The sequence below is a fragment of the Streptomyces graminofaciens genome (genome assembly GCF_030294945.1).
In the GTDB taxonomy this organism is placed as follows: domain Bacteria; phylum Actinomycetota; class Actinomycetes; order Streptomycetales; family Streptomycetaceae; genus Streptomyces; species Streptomyces graminofaciens.
On sequence record NZ_AP018448.1, the window covers coordinates 3,485,098 to 3,502,424 of the forward strand.

Genomic DNA, 17,327 nt, shown 5'->3' on the forward strand with positions numbered 1-17,327 from the left:
CATCCGAGTCCGAGGTCGAACAGACCTGGCCCCGCGGCCGACGAGAGTGGAGGGGCCACGGGGCGAGGATCGGGAACATGAAGCAGTTACTGGAGTTCTTCGGGTTCATCGCCCTGCTGCAGGGCACGGGCGGCCTGGTGTACGAGCTGACCGGCAAGCTGCGCTGGGGCGTCACACAGCGGTGGGCGGTGCTGGACGGCTACGAGATCTATGTGAGCATCGCGCTGATCGTCCTGGCGATCGCCCTGTTCGTGGCGGCCGAGAGCCGGAAGCCGGGGTGATCGCCCGTCGGCGCCAAGCCCCCCAGCCACGCGCATGTGGAGGCCTCGTGGAGCCATCGCGCGCCAGGTTAACTTCCCGAAAACTCATCGGACGTGCCGGGAAAATCATGGAACTTGTCATTGACATGTCACTGTCTACGCGCGTCATCATGAGGTCATGAGATTCCCCCCACGCGCAACACGCATCGGCGCAGCAGCCGCCCTCCTGTCCGCCCTCCTCGTGGGCGGCACCGTCACCGCCGGCCCGGCGGGTGCCGCCACGTCGGCGGTCGGCAGCATCTGTTACGGCGACCTGCCGTCGCAGGCATACACCACGCTCAACCTGATCGCCAGGGGCGGCCCGTTCCCGTACTCGCAGGACGGGAGCGTCTTCCAGAACCGGGAGCGTGTCCTGCCCAGCCAGGCCACCGGCTACTACCACGAATACACGGTCAAGACGCCCGGCTCCTCGACGCGCGGCGCCCGCCGTATCGTCACCGGTGAGGAGTACCAGGAGGACTACTACACCGCGAACCACTACGCGTCCTTCGCCCTCATCGACTACGACTGCTGAGAACCCGAGTCCGAGTTCTTGCCCTGCACGATCGTCACTCCTCGCCCCGCGGCTCCCCCACTCAGCCGCGGGGCGAGGCGCGTTCGGCCACCGGCGGGCGATTGCGCGCCGCGCGGCGCGGGAGATCTCGCCAAGCCGGCGTTCGAGGGCAGCGGGGTGACCGTCGCGCCTCGGCCGGTGGCCGACGCCATCGTCCCCGTCCCCGCCTCGTCCTCGCCCTCGTCCTCGCCCTCGCCCTCGCCCTCGCCCTCGCCCTCGCCCTCGTCGAGCATGCGGTGATCAGCAGGCGTCGGTGCGCAGGGGTGCGGCCGTCTTCGCGGTGATCTCGTCGACGGTGACGCCGGGCGCGGTCTCCACCAGGGCGAGGCCGTCCGGCGTGACGTCCAGGACACCGAGGTCGGTGATGACGCGGTGGACGCAGCGCTCGCCGGTCAGCGGGAGACCGCACTCCTTGACGATCTTCGCAGTGCCGTCCTTGGCGGTGTGCTCCATGAGCACGATGACCCGGCGAGCCCCGTGAACGAGGTCCATCGCGCCGCCCATGCCCTTCACCATCTTGCCGGGGATCATCCAGTTGGCGAGGTCTCCGTACTCGGAGACCTGCATGGCGCCGAGCACGGCCGTGTCGATGTGTCCGCCGCGGATCATGCCGAAGGAGAGGGCGGAGTCGAAGAAACTCGCGCCGGGCAGGACGGTGACGGTCTCCTTGCCCGCGTTGATCAGGTCGGGGTCGACCTCGGCCTCGGTCGGGTAGGGACCGGTGCCGAGGATGCCGTTCTCGGAGTGCAGGACGACGTGGACGCCGGGCGGGAGGTGGCCGGGGACGAGGGTGGGCAGGCCGATGCCGAGGTTGACGTAGGAGCCGTCGGTGAGTTCGGCGGCGGCGCGGGCGGCCATCTGCTCGCGGGTCCAGCCCGTGGTCGTGCTCATGCTCGTACGGTCCTCTTCTCGATGTACTTGTCGGCGGCCTGGTGACTCGTCAGCTCGACCACCCGCTGGACGAAGACACCCGGCAGATGGATCTCGTCGGGGCGCAGCTCTCCCGGTTCCACGAGTTCTTCCACCTCGGCGACGGTGACGCGGCCGGCCATCGCGGCGAGCGGGTTGAAGTTGGCCGCCGCCCTGCGGAAGACGAGGTTGCCGTGGCGGTCGCCGCGCCAGGCCCGTACGAGGGCGAAGTCGGTGGTGATGCCGTGTTCCAGGACGTGCGGGCGGCCGTGGAAGTCGCGGGTCTCCTTGGGCGGGGAGGCGACCGCGACCGAGCCGTCCGGCGCGTAGCGCCAGGGCAGGCCGCCGTGTGCGACCTGGGTGCCGACGCCTGCCGGGGTGTAGAAGGCGGGGATGCCCGCGCCGCCCGCGCGGAGGCGTTCGGCGAGGGTGCCCTGCGGGACCAGTTCGACCTCCAGCTCGCCGGACAGGTACTGGCGGGCGAACTCCTTGTTCTCGCCGACGTAGGAACCCGTCACCCGGGCTATGCGCCCGGCGGCCAGCAGCACGCCCAGGCCGCGGCCGTCCACGCCGCAGTTGTTCGACACGACCTCCAAAGCCGTGGCGCCCTGCTCGTGCAGGGCCCGGATGAGGGCTTCGGGTACGCCGCTGAGACCGAAGCCGCCGACGGCGAGCGACGCGCCGTCGGGGATGTCGGCGACCGCCTCAGTGGCGGAGGAACTGACCTTGTCCATCAGGGAACTGCCTTTCAGCCGGCGGCGCCGGGAGGTACGAACGACCAACCGCCGTCGACGACGAGACTGGCGCCGGTCATGTGCGAGGCCTCGTCGGAGGCGAGGAAGGCCGTGACCGAGATCAGAGCCACGTTGCCGTCGAGCCTTCTCACGTCGCCTCCGTGCGCAGCGCGTCGGAGATGGACTTGGCGCCGCCGTGGGCGGTGAACCCGCCGTCGACGGGGATCTCCGCGCCGGTGATGAAGGACGCCTCGTCGGAGAGGAGGAAGACCACGAGCGGGGCCACTTCGCGCACGGTGCCGGTGCGGCCGAGCGGTGTCTCGCGGACGTTCGCCTCACGGAAGGCGGGCGCGGCGGATGCGGTCATGTCGGTCTCGATGAAGCCGGGGTGGATCGTGTTCACACGGATGCCCCGTGGGCCCAGCTCCGTCGCGGCGCTCTTCGACAGACCCCGCAGTGCCCATTTGCTGGCCGTGTACGCGACCGGGTAATGGCCGGTGAGCGCGGCGGACGAGCCGACGTTGACGATGGACGCACCGGGCGGCATGAGGGGTGCGAGGTGCTGGATTCCCAGCAAGGGGCCGGTGACGTTGACGGCGTGGACGCGGGCGAAGTCCTCGGGGCGTACGTCTCCGACGCGGGCGCGCCAGGTGACGCCCGCGTTGTTGACCAGGCCGTGGACCTGGCCGTACGAGTCCCGTAGTTCCGCCGCCAGTTCGGCCCAGTCCTGCTCACTGGTGACGTCGAGGCGGCGGCAGTCGCCCTCCGGTGTCGCGTCGGTGGCGATGACCCGGGCGCCCTGCCGGGCCAGGGCCTCGGCCTCGGCGGCGCCTTGGCCGCGGGCCGCCCCGGTGACGACCACGACCTTGCCGCTGAGCCTCCCCGGTGTGCTCACGGCCGCTCCCGGGTGCGTCGGCGGGCGGTCGGCAGCGGCACCGGAGCGGCGCCCGTGACCACGGTGTTGGAGACGGTGCCGATGCCCTCGACGGTGAGGGTGACGGTGTCGCCGGGCTTCAGCGGCGGCGGGGACTGCTCACCCCGTACGCCCCACAGCTCCGCCAGGCAGCCACCGTTGCCGCAGGTGCCCGAGCCGAGCACGTCACCGGGGCGTACGACGGTGCCGCGCGAGGCGTAGGCGACCATCTCCTCGAAGGTCCAGCTCATGTTGGACAGCAGGTCCCTGCCGACGACCTCGCCGTTGACCTCGGCGGTCAGCGCGAGGCGCAGGAAGCCGTCCGGGTCGCGGTAGGGCTCCAGTTCGTCGGCGGTGACGAGGTACGGGCCGAGGGTGGCGGCCGTGTCCTTGCCCTTGCAGGGGCCGAGTCGGACCTGCATCTCACGGGACTGGAGATCGCGCGCGGACCAGTCGTTGAGGATCGTGTAGCCGACGATGTGGTCGCGGGCCTGCTCGGGGGTGAGGTCACGTCCCTCGCGGCCGATGACGGCGGCGACCTCCAGCTCGAAGTCGAGGACCTGCGCGCCCGGGGGCACGGGGACGTCGTCGTACGGCCCGACGACCGCGTACGGGTTGGTGAAGTAGAAGGTGGGCGCGTCGTACCAGGCATCGGGCACCCCGCCGACACCGTCCACGGACCGCCGTACGCCCTCGACGTGTTCCTCGAAGGTGACGAAGTCCCGGATGGTGGGCGGCTCCAGCGGTGGCAGCAGGCGTACGTCGGTCAGCGGCACAGCGGGGCCGACCGGCGGGACCCCGGCCGCCGCGTCGAGCGGCGAGGTTTCGTCCGGCAGCGCGTGGACGACGGTGTCGTCCACGACTCCGCAGTGACGCCGCCCCTGGTACAGGTAAGTGGCGATACGCAATGGTCGGCGCCCCTTACACCGGCGGGGCGACGAACACGCCGCGGTCGACGTCGTTGAACGACTCCTTGGCGACCAGCTCGTTCATCGGGTTCGCCGTGCCCCACTGGTCGGCGACCTCGGGCTGGGAGAAGTCGTAGACGTGCGGGTGCCAGGTGTCCTCGTCGAGGACCTCCAGCTCGGTCGTGTACTCCACCGTGTTGCCGTGCGGGTCCAGGAAGTAGGTGAAGGTGTTGTCGCCGGCCAGGTGCCGGCCGGGGCCCCAGACCTTCTTGGCGCCCGACCGGATGACGCGGCCGGAGCCGCGCATGTACTCGTCGATGCCGCGCATCTCGAAGGAGATGTGGTGCAGGGCCGTGTGCGGGCCCTGGGCGATGGCCATGGAGTGATGCTGGTTGCTGATCCGCATGAAGTGCATCGCCTCACCCATCCTGGGATGCATGAGGGTGTCGGAGAGGCGGAAGCCGAGGTGCCGCTCGTACCACTCCCGGGTGCGGTTCAGGTCCGGGGAGTTGAGGACGACGTGGGACAGCTTGACCGGGATCGACTCCTTCTCCTCGATCTTCCGGTGCTGCCGTACGTCGACGTCCGCCGAGACCTCGATGGTCCGCCCGTCGACGTCGAAGAAACGGAAGCCGTAACCGCCGCCGGGGGTGTCGGCCTTGCCCGGCTGGGATATCAACTGCACCTCCGCCGCGAGGAGTTGCTCGGCGAGTGTGTCCACGTCGGCCGCCGAAGCGGCGCCGTAGGAGACGAGGTCGAGCCGCTTCTCCTCGGCCTTGCGGAGCCGGACGACGTACTGCTCGGGGGAGCCCTCGGCGGCCAGGAAGGAGATGCCGGAGTCCTCGGCGACCTTGGTCAGGCCCCAGACGCCGGCGTAGAAGTCGAGCTGCTTGTCGTAGTCGGGCACGGCGAGGTCGACGTGCCGGAGGTGGGTGAGCAGGCGTGCGCTCATGGTGGGTTCCTCCTGTGGGGGGTCAGGTGAGCCGCAGCAGGGCGGCCGCGTTGCCGCCGCGTACGGCGTGGAAGTCGGCATCGGGCAGGCGGGCCGCGCGCAGGGCGCCGACCGGGTCCTCGGTGCCCATGTCGAAGGGGAAGTCGGAGCCGAGCAGGACCCGGTCCGCGCCCGCGGCGGCGATGAGCGCGCGCAGGACGTGGGGGTCGTGGACGAGGGAGTCGAAGTACAGCCGCTTCAGGTAGCTGCTCGGCAGATGGGCGCAGCCCGCGCCCGCGTCGGAGCGGGCCTGCCAGGCGTGGTCGGAGCGGCCGATGTGGGTGGGCAGGTAGCCACCCCCGTGCGCCGCGATCAGCTTCAGCCCCGGATGGCGGTCCAGGACGCCGGAGAAGATGAGGTGGGACAGGGCGACGGCGTTCTCGGTGGGCTGGCCGACGGTGTTGGACAGGTACCACCGGTCGAGGCGCTCGTCGAGGGTGCAGCCGAAGGGGTGCAGGAAGAGGAGCGCGCCGGTCGCGGCGGCCCGGGACCAGAAGGGTTCGTAGGCCGGGTCGGACAGCTCCCGGCCCGGCGTGTGCGACGAGATCTCGACGCCCAACAGGCCCTGTTCCAGGGCGTGTTCGAGGGCGTGCACGGCCAGCTCCGGGTGCTGGAGGGGGACGAGGCCGAGCCCGTGCAGCCGTTGCGGCGCCTGGGCGCAGTGCGCGGCCGTCGCCTCGTCGGCCAGCCGGTACACCTTCTCGGCCGTCTCCTCGTCCGCCCAGTAGTGGTAGTGCGAGGGGGACGGGCTGACCAACTGAACGTCCACGCCCTGCGCGTCCATCGCGGCCAGCCGTACGGTGACGTCGGTCAGCTTCGGGATGCGTTCGCGCACCATGGGGCCGTTGACGGCCAGGGCGGCGGGACCGTTGCGGCGGGCGTCCAGCGCCCTGGCCTCGGCCAGGCCGGGGTGGTCGGCCACCAGGGCCTCGACCTCGGGCAGCAGGATGTGAGCGTGCACGTCGACGGTGGGTGTCGTCACGGCAGTTCCTTCAGCATGGTCATCGTGCGGCCGATGAGGCCGGGCACGTCGGCGTCGCGCACGCCGTCCAACTGCCACTGCCCGAGCTGCACGGACGCCTCGACAACGGTCCGCACGCGCGTGATGCGCCGCTCGTAGAACGCCTGGAACAGCTCGTCGCCCCAGGCCCGTCCGCCGGTGAGCATCTCGGCGAGCACGGAGGCGTCCTCCAGGGACATGGCCGCGCCCTGGGCCAGGGTGGGCGGGCAGCAGTGGGCGGCGTCGCCGATCACGACCACCCGGCCGCGGTGCCAGGACCCCTCGACCAACAGCCGGTTGAACCAGGTGTAGTTGACCCGCGCCGGGTCGGTGATGTGGGCCGCGATCTCGGGCCAGGCGCCGCCGTAACGCTGCGCGAGGCGCCGCATCTCGTCCGCGTACGACTCCGGCGGGATCGAGGAGCGGTCACCTCGGCTGGCCTCGACGACGTACGCGTAGAGGGTCTTCTCGCTGGTGGGGGTGTAGCCGGCGATGTAGGCCGGGCCGCCGAAGGCGAGGTCCGTGCGTGTGACGCCCTCGGGGCGCGGGGCGGGGGTGCGCCAGATCGCCATGCCGGTGGGCTCGGGTCTGTCGGTGATGCCGATCGCGGCCCGGGTGGCGGAGTTGAGGCCGTCGGCGGCGATCACCAGGTCGTAACGACCGGTCGTGTCGTCGCTGAAGCGCACCGTGACGCCGTCGGCGTCCTGTTCCTGGATGTCCGCGGTGATGCCGAGGCGCACGGTGGCGCCGGACGCGCGGACCGCGTCGATGAGGATCTGCTGCAGCTGCGGGCGTTGCAGGCCGAGGGTGGCGGGCAGGTCGTCGCCGCCGGTTTTCAGATCCTCGGCCTCGTGCAGCAGGGTCCCGTCAGGGGCGGTCACGCCGAGCGCGCCGAAGGCGAACCCGGACGCCTCCACCTTCTCCCAGACGCCGAGTTCGCGCAGCACGCGCAGGGCGTTGCCCTGGAGGGTGATGCCGGAGCCGGTGGTGGCGTTCCAGTCGGGCCTCGCCTCGATCAAGTCGACGGTGAGACCGGCTCCACGAAGCAGGATGGTCACGGCGTTGCCGGAGGCGCCGCCCCCGATCACGAGGACCCTTCGGGTCTCGGTCGTCTTGGTCATGGGGAACTCCCTTGTTACGCCGCTCACTTGACGGCGATCGGGTTGACCGGTGAGCCCACGGCTCCGGTGATGGGAAGAGGCGCGGCGGTGAGCCAGTACTCGTACACGCCGTCGTGCGCGCAGTCGTCCGCGAGCGCGTCGGGGTCCCACATCTCGCCGATGAGCAGACCCATGTTGGGGATGGCGACCTGGTGGAGCGGCTGGAAGGCTCCGTCGAACTCGTTGGGCCGTACCTCGAAGCCCCAGGTGTCGGTGGCGATCGCCGCGATCTCGGTGCGGTGCAGCCAGCCTGCCGTGGTGAACGACAGCCCGGGCGAGTCTCCGCCCGCGTAGTCGCCCCAGCCGTCGCGGCGGGCGCGCGCCAGCCGTCCGGTCCGTACGACGACGATGTCGCCGCGGCCGACGCTCACCCCGTGGGCCTCGGCGGTGGCGGTCAGGTGCTCCTCGGTGACGGCGAACCCGTCGGGCAGCTCCCCGTCCGTGCCGACCACCCGGCCCACGTCCAGCAGCACCCCGCGTCCGGCGACGTGCGGTGCCATGTGCTCGATGCCGGTGACGAGGTCGCCGTCGGAGGTGACGACCTTCTCGGCCCGCCGCCCGTTCCAGGCCTTGCCGTGGTCGAAGATGTGCCCGAGGCCGTCCCACTGGGTCGAGCACTGCAACGGCATCGCGATCACGTCGTCGGCGCCGCCGATGCCGTGCGGGAATCCCTGGTTGCCGAGGGCCGCGTCCGTTCCGGTGTCCAGCATGGTGTGCACCGGGTTGGTCCGGCGCCGCCAGCCCTTCTGCGGGCCGTCCATGTCGAAGGACTGCGAGAGCGAGAAGCTGACACCCCGCCGGACGAGTGCGGCTCCCTCGCGGCGCTTGGCCTCGTCGAGGAAGTTGAGGGTGCCGAGCACATCGTCCTCCCCCCAGCGCCCCCAGTTCGAGTACGCCTTGGCGGCTTCGGCAATGGCACCCTCGGGGTCGTGCCGGTCCGGGATCACGAGGCCCCCTCCGCGACACAGCGGGTGCGCTGGGCGCCCAGCCCGGTGATCGAGCCGTCCATGACGTCGCCGTCGCGCAGCAGCCGTCCCCAGTGCATGCCATTGCCGGCCGGGGAACCGGTCAGCACCAGGTCACCGGGCAGGAGTCGGGCGGTCTGCGAGGCGTACGACACGAGCCGGGCGATGCCGAAGAGCATGTCCTCGGTGGACTCGTCCTGCATGGTCCGGCCGTTCAGCTTCAGCGTGACCCGCAGGTCGCCGGGGTCGGCGATCGACTCGGCGGGCACGATCCACGGGCCGAGCGGGGTGAACCCCGGCGCGTTCTTGCTGCGCAGCCAGTCCGTGCCGATGGCCTTCATGTCCCGGCGGAAGACGGTGGCCCGGTCGGTGAGGTCGTTGGCGATCGTGTACCCGGCGACGTACTCCAGCGCCTCCGCCACGGACACCCGGTACGCGGGCCGGGAGATCACGGCCGCCAACTCCAGTTCCCAGTCCGGCTGTTCGGCCCAGGCCGGGAGCACCACATCGTCGTACGGACCGGTGATCGCGCTCGGCAGACCGATGAAGACGTACGGCAGGTCCTCGGCCGCCCGGCGGTCCATGACCGCGGCGATCTCCGCCCGCGCCTCCTCGACCGTACGGGGGTCGTCGGGCGAGCGGTGGGCGACCTCCAGATCGATCACGTGCTGCCGGTAGTTGGCGCCGGACTGGAAGACCTGGCGGGGCGCGACGGGGGCATGTACCCGCAGACCGTCGAGCGGCTGCCAGGCGTCACCGGTCACGTCCGCCGCCAGGGCCCGCAGGCGAGGCAGCTCCTCGTCCCAGCGCTCGAAGAGCCCCCGGGTCGTCAGTGCGGGCTCCCCGAGCGCTGTGCGAAGGTCCAGCACGCGCCCCTCGGGGACCACAAGACCGGGGAAAAGTTCCTGGTCAGTGGCCGAGAGGGTACCGATGGCAAAGGGGCCGGCGAAGGGTGCGGAAGGGGCAGCGGATTGCACGGGCGTTTCCTCCAGATTGCGGTGCGACTAATCTGGCGCGCCCCGCTCGATCTGGGAAATCGATTCTTTTTATGTTGATCATCTGCCGCACAAATATGATGCCTCGGCTGCGCAGGCTCGGCATCTACGCCCACTGCCGCCTACCTGCGGCATGTGTGCGGATCTCTCGCCACCGCCAACCCACTTCTCATCCGGCAGAGATCTTCACTCGGGCAGTTCGAAGCTGCCGTACTTGGGGCGTCCGGCCAGCTCGTACGTCTGGATGGAGACGCCCTTGCCGGTGATACGGCCGCCCGCGTGCCGGAAGGCCGTCGGTACGGCGCCCTCCGTGAAGAGGCGGTGGCCGGAGCCGAGCACCACCGGGAAGGTCAGCAGGTGGAGGGTGTCGACGAGGTCGAGTGCCAGCAGGGAGCCGACGAGGGCGCCGCTGCCGTGCACCTGGAGTTCGCCGTCGGTGCGCTCCTTGAGGGCGGTGACCTCCTTGGCGAGATCGCCGCCGATGACGGTGGTGCCTGGCCAGGCGGGATCGGTGAGCGTCGACGAGGCGACGTACTTCGGCAGGGCGTTCAGCTTGCCGGCGATCAGGTTGGCGGGGTCGGTCACCTTCGGCCAGTACGAGGCGAAGATGTCGTAGGTCCGGCGGCCGAGGAGGAACGCGCCGACCCGGCTGAAGGACTCGTCGACGAACCGGCCGAAGTCGTCGTCGGCGTACCAGAAGCTCCAGCCGCCGTGTTCGAAGCCGCCACGGGTGTCCTCCTGGGGGCCGCCGGGGGCCTGGTAGACGCCGTCGAGAGTGACGAAGACGGTCGAGACGAGCTTGCCCATGGGAATCGCCTGCTTCCTGGTGCGGGGTCTGTTGTCATCAGGTCAGACCCTGCGGAAGCCTGCAACTCATCGGTCCGTGCGCAGAAGGTTCGGTCCGTGCGCAGAAGGTTCCGGGGCGCTCCGCCCTCGTACGCGGCTGCGGGTGAGTGGGGGCTGGTCGCGCGGTTCCCCGCGCCCCTGAAGGACAAAGGGCGGGGCGCGGGGAGTGCCGGTGCCCTCAGGCGCCCAGTTCCTGGTGGCGGGCCGACAGGCGCGTCCGGCCCTCCTCCGTCAACGTGCCGTGGAGGCGGAGGCGGGAGATGCCGCCGTCGGGGTAGATGTCGATGCGGGCGTGGGTGGCGACCACGGGGGCCGGCAGGACGAAGCGGTGGTTGGTGTCGGGCTGGAGGCGGGTGCGCGGGAGGATCTCCGTCCAGTCGCCGTCCTCGCCGTCTTTCACCGAGACCGTGGCCCAGCCCGCCGCGTTGCCCTTCAGATACGCCGTGTCGATCTCCAGGGCCCGGATCTCGGACTGGGCGGCCAGGCGGTAGCGGATCCAGTCGTTGCCCTGGTCACGGCGCCGGCGGGTCTCCCAGCACTCGTGCATCACCCGGGCCCGGCCGGGCTGGATGGTGTTCGTGGCGGGTGAGTAGAAGAGGTTGGAGGCGTCCTCGGCCTGGCCGCCGTTCTCCAGGGCCACCACGTCGAAGGTGCCGAGGGCCGCGAGCCACTCGGGGTCGGGGACGACCTCGCCGTGGACCCTGAGACGGGCGATGCCGCCGTCGGGGTGCTGGTTGACGCGGAGGTGGGTGAAGCGCTGTTCGACGGAGACCGCGAAGCCGTTCGCCGCGTGGCCGCCGACCGGGGTGCGCGGGACGAGCGTCGTCCACTTGACGTCGTCGGCGAGCAGTTCCTCCGGGGAGGGGGAGCCGGGCACCGACGTGGCCTCGACGGACACGGCCTGCGGGTAGTTGCCGCGGAAGTGGGCCGTGTCGACGACGATGCCGCGGATCACACCGGGCGCGCCGAGGCGGACCAGCGCCCAGTCGTGGTCCTCGGCCGTCGGCCACGGGTGCTCGGCCGAGGCGCCACGGCGGCGGCGCGTCTCCCAGCCGTCCATGATCTTGCCCTTGTGGCCGAAGTGCTCGGGGTCGAACTCGGCACGCTCGGGCAGCAGCAGGTTCTCTCGCTGGGCGAAGAACTCGTCGTTGGCGGCGATGACACCGGCGCCGAGCCGGCGGTCGGCGAGGTCGGCGTACCGGGTGAAGGGGAAGTCGGCGGTGCGGTAGTCCACGTACGGGTCACCGCCGCCGTACGGGTTTGCGTCGCCGGTGAAGTTCACGATCGCCGTCACGATGATCAGGTCTGCCTTTCGGTTGTTCGGCCGCTGCGGGTGCGGGGGCTGGGGCCCTAGGTGGTACGGGTGAGGAGTCGTCCCTTCGGTTCGGTGAACTCGCCGTCGGCGACGATGCGTTGGCCGCGGAGCCAGGTGGAGCGGACGACGCCGTACAGGGTCTTGCCGGCGTACGCCGTCACCCGGTTGCGGTGCTGGAGGGCGGCCGGGTCGACGGTGAAGGTCTCGTCGGGGGCGAGGACGGCGAAGTCGGCGTCGCGGCCCGCCTCGATGGCGCCCTTCCGGTCCAGACCCACGAGGTCGGCCGTGCGCGACGACATCCAGCGGACGACGTCCTCCAGGCCGTGGCCGCGCCTGCGGGCCTCCGTCCAGACCGCGGCGAGGCTCAGCTGGAGGCCCGAGATGCCGCCCCAGGCGGTGGCGAAGTCGTCCGTCTTCAGGTCGGCCGTGGACGGGGAGTGGTCGGTGACCACGCAGTCGATCGTGCCGTCCGCCAGGGCCTGCCAGAGGAGGTCCTGGTTGGCGGACTCACGGATGGGCGGGCAGCACTTGAACTCGCTGGCCCCGTCGGGCACTTCCTCCGCGGTGAGGGTGAGGTAGTGCGGGCAGGTCTCGACCGTGATCCGTACGCCCTCGGCCTTGGCCGCGGCGATCAGGGGCAGCGCGTCGCTCGACGACAGGTGCAGGACGTGCACGCGCGCGTTCAGTCGCTTCGCCTGGGCGATCAGGCCGGCGATCGCCGTGTCCTCGGCGTCGCGCGGGCGGGAGGCCAGGAAGTCGGCGTACTTGGGGCCGCCCTGCTGCGGGGCCGCGTCGAGGTGGTGCGGGTCCTCGGCGTGCACGATGAGCAGTCCGCCGAAGTCCGCGATCTCGGCCAGGGAGCCGGCGAGCCCGTCCTGGTCGAGGTGCGGGAACTCGTCCACGCCCGACGGCGACAGGAACGCCTTGAAGCCGAAGACCCCGGCGTCGTGCAGCGGCCGCAGGTCCTTGACGTTGTCGGGCAGGGCGCCGCCCCAGAAGCCGACGTCTATGTGGGCCTTGTCGGCGGCCACGTCCCGCTTCGTACGGAGGTGGTCGACCGTCGTGGTCGGCGGGAGGGAGTTCAGGGGCATGTCGACGAGGGTGGTGATGCCGCCGGCCGCCGCCGCGCGCGTGGCGGTCCAGAAGCCCTCCCAGTGGGTGCGGCCGGGGTCGTTGACGTGCACATGAGTGTCGACGAGGCCGGGCAGCAGGACGTCGTCGCCGAAGTCCTCCAACCGGGCGCCTCCCGGGAGGGCGGCGTCGTACGGCAGTACGGCCGTGATCATGCCGTCGGTCACCGCGACGGACGCGGCGCGCATCCCCTCGGGCGTGATGACGCGCGTCGAGCGCAGCACCAGTTCCACGTCTTCTACGTCGGACACCCGAACCCCTCTCTCCGTACCGCCGTTAACTTCCGCGTAACGGAATTCAACGTTCTGTTGAAGGAGTCTTCACTCCGGCCCCAGCGCAGTCAAGGGCGCCCTCTCCACTCTGCGCCCCCTCACCTCCACTCTGGATGTTTTCACAAGGTGGAATTAAAATTCCACTGCGCAGAACGTAGTGACACACAAGCAGGTAGTCAACGAACTGCCCGGTAGGCTGCGACCTTGCCCGCCCGTCACCCGCCGCCGCCCCGACCGAGCCCCTACGGGCCGCACCCCTTGATCCTGATGCCGAAAGGACCGCGCCCGTGCCGACGTCCAGCGCCAGCACCACCGACTCCGCCAAGTCGCCCTCGTCCGGCGGTGGTGTCCAGTCCCTCGAGCGCGCCTTCGATCTGCTGGAGCGGATGGCGGACGCCGGCGGCGAGGTCGGCCTCAGCGAGCTCTCCGCGAGCAGCGGGCTGCCGCTGCCCACGATCCACCGCCTGATGCGCACGCTGGTGGTCTGCGGTTACGTACGCCAGCAGACCAATCGGCGATACGCGCTCGGCCCGCGCCTGATCCGGCTCGGCGAGTCGGCGTCCCGGCTGCTCGGCACCTGGGCCCGCCCCTATCTCGCACGCCTGGTCGAGGAGACCGGCGAGACGGCGAACATGGCGCTGCTCGACGGCGACGAGATCGTTTACGTCGCTCAGGTGCCGTCCAAGCACTCGATGCGGATGTTCACCGAGGTGGGACGCCGGGTGCTGCCGCACTCGACGGGCGTCGGCAAGGCCCTGCTCGCGGGTTTCCCGGCCGAGGAGGTGCGCGCGCTGCTGGCCCGTACGGGTATGCCGGCCGCCACGGAGAAGACGATCACCACGCCGGAAGGCTTCCTGGCCGCGCTCGACGACGTCCGTCGGCTCGGCTACGCGGTCGACGACAACGAGCAGGAGATCGGCGTCCGGTGTCTCGCGGTGTCCGTGCCCGGCTCCCCCACCGCCGCGGCGATCTCGATCTCCGGGCCGGCGGGACGCGTCACGGAGGCGGCCACGGAGAAGATCGTGCCGGTGCTTCAGCAGGTGGCGGTGGAACTGTCGGAGGCGCTGGCGAGCTCGGGAACCACGGGCTGACGCCAGTCCGGGGATCCCATCCCGGGGGCTCCGCGCCCGGACCCCCGGGCCGGTTCGTTGTCCGCGGGTAGGGGGGTGGGGGCTGGTCCCGCAGTTCCAGTCCCCGAAAGCAACGGCCCCTGCGTCCCTGAGCAGCAGGGGCTGCGCGCGCAACCACGACACACCCGCACCCGCGAACGCACCCGGCCCTCACCGACGCGGCGGCTCCCCGAACAGCTCCACCGCGGTGCGGACCTCCGCCAGGCCCCGCGCCAGGGCGCTGACCGAGCCGATGGAGCCCGCGATCAGCAGCAGGGAGCGACGCAGACGGGGTATCTCCGGGATACCACTGACGGCCATCGCGGCCAGCGCCGCCAGCTCGTCCTCGGCGATGCCTCGGTCCGGGAACTCCGCCGGATGGGCGGCGAGTTCACGGCGCAACCGGGACACGGCGGAGCGCAGCTCCGTCACTCTCGGGTCCTCGTCAATGCCGGTCACTGGCCTCTGCCCCAAGCTCCGCAACACAGCTCCCCCTCGCACGCCTTCGTGCGCCGCCCGCCGCCGCACGTGGTCGTACGGTCGACCACCCCGTGGCGCCGGTCGGGCGCCGGGGTGCGCGGGCCAGTAAAGCCAATCCGCATGGCGAACGCCACTACGGGGACCGAAATTCAGTCCTCGACTTCACACGGCCCACCGAGGTTCGCGGGCGCGCCCGCGCCGGGTCGGGTATGCAAGGGACATGACCGAGAACAACGGCCGGGACCGCAGCCGGGACAGCGGTCCGGACAAGGACGCGGACGCCGAGCCGGACGACCGGCACGACACCGAGCCCGGCACCGGCACCGTCGTCGGGCTGCTGCTCGCCGCCGGTGGCGGCCGGCGCCTCGGCGGGCGCCCCAAGGCACTGCTGTCCCACCGGGGGCGCCCCCTGGTCGAGCACGCGGTCGCGGTGCTGCGGGCGGGCGGCTGCACGCGGGTGCATGTGGTCCTGGGGGCCGACGCGGCGGCCGTACGCGCGCGGGCCGAGCTGTCCGGCTGCGTCCTGGTGGACAACCCTGAGTGGGAGGAGGGCATGGGCTCGTCGCTGCGGGCCGGGCTCACCTCGCTGGCCGGGACGGGCGCCGGGGCCGCGCTGGTCTCGCTCGTCGACCAGCCGGGGATCGGGCCGGAGGCCGTGGCCAGGGTCCTCGCCGCGTACAGGTCGGGCGCGTCGCTCGCGGCAGCCGCGTACGACGGCGAGCGGGGCCACCCCGTGCTGTTCGGCGCCGACCACTGGGCCGGGATCACCGAGGCCGCCGTGGGCGACCGGGGGGCGCGGGGCTATCTGAAGGCCCGCGAGGACGAGGTGGTGCTGGTCGAGTGCGGGGATGTGGCGCGGGCGTACGACATCGACACGGAGGCCGATCTGGGCCACCTGGAGTGAGCGGGACGGCACTCGGCGCCACACCGCCTCGCCCCTGAGAATCTCGACATCAACAAAATATTGAACTTCCACGATGAGGAAACTAGTATCCACTGTTCAGAAGCGCCTGACCGACTTGCGGGCGCCACAGCCGTATCCAGGTCGACTGGCACCCGGTGCCACGCCCGCCGAAGGAAGTGACAGCTCATGTCCGCACCAGCGCCGTCCCCGCTGGCCATCGTCGACGCCGAGCCCCTGCCCCGGCAGGAGGAGGTCCTCACCGAGGCGGCCCTCGCCTTCGTGGCCGAGCTGCACCGGCGGTTCACGCCCCGGCGTGACGAGCTCCTCGCCCGCCGTGCCGAGCGCCGTGCGGAGATCGCCCGCACCTCCACGCTCGACTTCCTCCCGGAGACCGCCGCGATCCGCGCGGACGACTCCTGGAAGGTCGCCCCTTCTCCGGACGCCCTGAACGACCGGCGCGTCGAGATCACCGGCCCCACCGACCGCAAGATGACGATCAACGCCCTCAACTCGGGCGCGAGGATCTGGCTCGCGGACTTCGAGGACGCCTCGGCGCCGACCTGGGAGAACGTCGTCATCGGCCAGGTGAACATGGCCGACGCCTACACCCGGAACATCGACTTCACCGACGCGCGGACCGGCAAGTCGTACGCCCTGCGGCCGAACGAGGAGCTGGCGACGGTCGTCATGCGCCCGCGCGGCTGGCACCTGAGCGAGCGCCACCTCGTCGACGCCGACGGCACCCCGGTGCCCGGCGCGCTCGTCGACTTCGGCCTGTACTTCTTCCACAACGCCCAGCGGCTGCTCGACCTCGGCAAGGGCCCGTACTTCTACCTCCCGAAGACGGAGTCGCACCTGGAGGCCCGCCTCTGGAACGAGGTCTTCGTCTTCGCGCAGGACTATGTCGGCATCCCGCAGGGCACCGTCCGCGCGACCGTCCTGATCGAGACGATCACGGCCGCGTACGAGATGGAGGAGATCCTCTACGAACTCCGCGACCACGCCTCGGGGCTGAACGCGGGCCGCTGGGACTACCTCTTCTCCATCGTGAAGAACTTCCGTGACGGCGGGGAGAAGTTCGTGCTCCCGGACCGCAACGCGGTCACGATGACGGCCCCGTTCATGCGGGCGTACACCGAACTCCTCGTCCGCACCTGCCACAAGCGCGGCGCGCACGCGATCGGCGGCATGGCGGCGTTCATCCCGTCGCGCCGTGACGAGGAGGTCAACAAGGTCGCGTTCGAGAAGGTCAAGGCCGACAAGGACCGCGAGGCGAACGACGGCTTCGACGGCTCCTGGGTCGCCCACCCCGACCTGGTCCCGATCGCCATGGCCTCCTTCGACGCCGTCCTCGGCGACAAGCCGAACCAGAAGGACCGCCTCCGCGAGGACGTGTCCGTCGCCGCCGGTGACCTGATCGCCGTCGACTCGCTGGACGCCAAGCCGACGTATCCCGGTCTCGTCAACGCCGTCCAGGTCGGCATCCGTTACATCGAGGCCTGGCTGCGCGGCCTCGGCGCGGTCGCCATCTTCAACCTCATGGAGGACGCGGCCACCGCCGAGATCTCCCGCTCCCAGATCTGGCAGTGGATCAACGCGGGCGTCGAGTTCGAGAACGGCGAGAAGGCGACGCCGGAGCTGGCCCGCAAGGTCGCCGCCGAGGAGCTGGCGAACATCCGCGCGGAGCTGGGCGAGGAGGCGTTCGCCGCCGGTCACTGGCAGCAGGCCCACGACCTGCTGCTCGAGGTCGCCCTCGACGAGGACTACGCGGACTTCCTGACCCTGCCGGCGTACGAGCAGCTCAAGGGCTGAACCCGGCTCT

Annotated in this window: 20 protein-coding genes; 5 read left to right on the forward strand and 15 right to left on the reverse strand. The window is 71.0% G+C overall.

Features of this window, described 5'->3' with window-relative positions; all coding sequences use genetic code 11:
* The first annotated feature begins 77 nt into the window (after positions 1-77).
* Together SGFS_RS14955 and SGFS_RS14960 are read left to right on the forward strand one after the other, a co-directional pair.
* Entirely contained in the window at positions 78-281 is a 204-nt protein-coding gene (locus SGFS_RS14955; RefSeq protein ID WP_286250601.1) for a hypothetical protein, read from the forward strand.
* A gap of 157 nt (positions 282-438) precedes the next feature.
* Positions 439-834, forward strand: coding sequence for a guanyl-specific ribonuclease (locus SGFS_RS14960; RefSeq protein ID WP_286250604.1), 396 nt, complete (start codon positions 439-441; stop codon positions 832-834).
* Here SGFS_RS14960 and SGFS_RS14965 read toward each other — a convergent pair.
* The 14 genes from SGFS_RS14965 to allB form a co-directional block, all read right to left on the reverse strand.
* The gene (locus tag SGFS_RS14965; RefSeq protein ID WP_286250606.1) at positions 822-1,106 is read right to left on the reverse strand and encodes a hypothetical protein; all 285 of its coding nucleotides are present in this window, start codon (positions 1,104-1,106) and stop codon (positions 822-824) included. The genes SGFS_RS14960 and SGFS_RS14965 overlap by 13 nt on opposite strands.
* Positions 1,107-1,113: 7 nt before the next feature.
* The gene (locus tag SGFS_RS14970; RefSeq protein WP_286250608.1) at positions 1,114-1,764 is read right to left on the reverse strand and encodes a CoA transferase subunit B; all 651 of its coding nucleotides are present in this window, start codon (positions 1,762-1,764) and stop codon (positions 1,114-1,116) included.
* Positions 1,761-2,516, reverse strand: a complete 756-nt coding sequence (locus SGFS_RS14975; RefSeq protein ID WP_286250611.1) for a CoA transferase subunit A — start codon at positions 2,514-2,516, stop codon at positions 1,761-1,763. The genes SGFS_RS14970 and SGFS_RS14975 overlap by 4 nt, the downstream gene beginning before the upstream one ends.
* 14 nt (positions 2,517-2,530) lie before the next feature.
* Positions 2,531-2,668, reverse strand: a complete 138-nt coding sequence (locus tag SGFS_RS14980; RefSeq protein WP_434027101.1) for an SDR family oxidoreductase — start codon at positions 2,666-2,668, stop codon at positions 2,531-2,533.
* Entirely contained in the window at positions 2,665-3,411 is a 747-nt protein-coding gene (locus SGFS_RS14985; RefSeq protein WP_286250613.1) for an SDR family NAD(P)-dependent oxidoreductase, read from the reverse strand. Before SGFS_RS14985 ends, SGFS_RS14980 begins: the two co-directional genes overlap by 4 nt.
* Positions 3,408-4,337, reverse strand: a complete 930-nt coding sequence (locus tag SGFS_RS14990; protein ID WP_286250615.1) for a fumarylacetoacetate hydrolase family protein — start codon at positions 4,335-4,337, stop codon at positions 3,408-3,410. Before SGFS_RS14990 ends, SGFS_RS14985 begins: the two co-directional genes overlap by 4 nt.
* A 13-nt stretch (positions 4,338-4,350) precedes the next feature.
* On the reverse strand, positions 4,351-5,289 hold the full coding sequence (locus SGFS_RS14995; protein WP_286250618.1) for a VOC family protein: 939 nt from the start codon (positions 5,287-5,289) through the stop codon (positions 4,351-4,353).
* 22 nt (positions 5,290-5,311) lie between these two features.
* Positions 5,312-6,310, reverse strand: a complete 999-nt coding sequence (locus SGFS_RS15000; protein WP_286250620.1) for an amidohydrolase family protein — start codon at positions 6,308-6,310, stop codon at positions 5,312-5,314.
* Entirely contained in the window at positions 6,307-7,449 is a 1,143-nt protein-coding gene (locus SGFS_RS15005) for an FAD-dependent oxidoreductase (RefSeq protein ID WP_286250622.1), read from the reverse strand. Before SGFS_RS15005 ends, SGFS_RS15000 begins: the two co-directional genes overlap by 4 nt.
* Positions 7,450-7,472: 23 nt before the next feature.
* Complete coding sequence (locus SGFS_RS15010; RefSeq protein ID WP_286250624.1) at positions 7,473-8,435, reverse strand: cyclase family protein; 963 nt, start codon at positions 8,433-8,435, stop codon at positions 7,473-7,475.
* Positions 8,432-9,430, reverse strand: a complete 999-nt coding sequence (locus tag SGFS_RS15015; RefSeq protein ID WP_286250626.1) for a fumarylacetoacetate hydrolase family protein — start codon at positions 9,428-9,430, stop codon at positions 8,432-8,434. Before SGFS_RS15015 ends, SGFS_RS15010 begins: the two co-directional genes overlap by 4 nt.
* Positions 9,431-9,634: 204 nt before the next feature.
* Complete coding sequence (locus tag SGFS_RS15020; RefSeq protein ID WP_286250628.1) at positions 9,635-10,255, reverse strand: dihydrofolate reductase family protein; 621 nt, start codon at positions 10,253-10,255, stop codon at positions 9,635-9,637.
* Positions 10,256-10,472: 217 nt separating this feature from the next.
* Positions 10,473-11,588: an allantoicase gene (gene alc, locus SGFS_RS15025; protein WP_286250629.1), complete on the reverse strand. Its 1,116-nt coding sequence runs from the start codon at positions 11,586-11,588 to the stop codon at positions 10,473-10,475.
* A gap of 56 nt (positions 11,589-11,644) precedes the next feature.
* Positions 11,645-12,928: an allantoinase AllB gene (gene allB, locus SGFS_RS15030; protein WP_434028197.1), complete on the reverse strand. Its 1,284-nt coding sequence runs from the start codon at positions 12,926-12,928 to the stop codon at positions 11,645-11,647.
* Between the two features lie 371 nt (positions 12,929-13,299).
* Here allB and SGFS_RS15035 point away from each other — a divergent pair, with 371 nt between their 5' ends.
* Entirely contained in the window at positions 13,300-14,103 is an 804-nt protein-coding gene (locus tag SGFS_RS15035; RefSeq protein WP_286250631.1) for an IclR family transcriptional regulator, read from the forward strand.
* Positions 14,104-14,292: 189 nt separating this feature from the next.
* On the opposite strand, the gene SGFS_RS15040 is transcribed toward SGFS_RS15035, so the two are convergent.
* Entirely contained in the window at positions 14,293-14,607 is a 315-nt protein-coding gene (locus SGFS_RS15040; RefSeq protein WP_286250632.1) for a DUF5955 family protein, read from the reverse strand.
* A 214-nt stretch (positions 14,608-14,821) separates the two neighbouring features.
* On the opposite strand from SGFS_RS15040, the gene SGFS_RS15045 reads away from it, so the two are divergent.
* A complete protein-coding gene (locus tag SGFS_RS15045; protein ID WP_286250633.1) occupies positions 14,822-15,505 on the forward strand; it encodes a nucleotidyltransferase family protein in 684 nt (227 codons plus the stop codon).
* A 186-nt stretch (positions 15,506-15,691) separates the two neighbouring features.
* A complete protein-coding gene (gene aceB, locus SGFS_RS15050; protein ID WP_286250634.1) occupies positions 15,692-17,317 on the forward strand; it encodes a malate synthase A in 1,626 nt (541 codons plus the stop codon).
* Positions 17,318-17,327 lie beyond the last annotated feature (10 nt).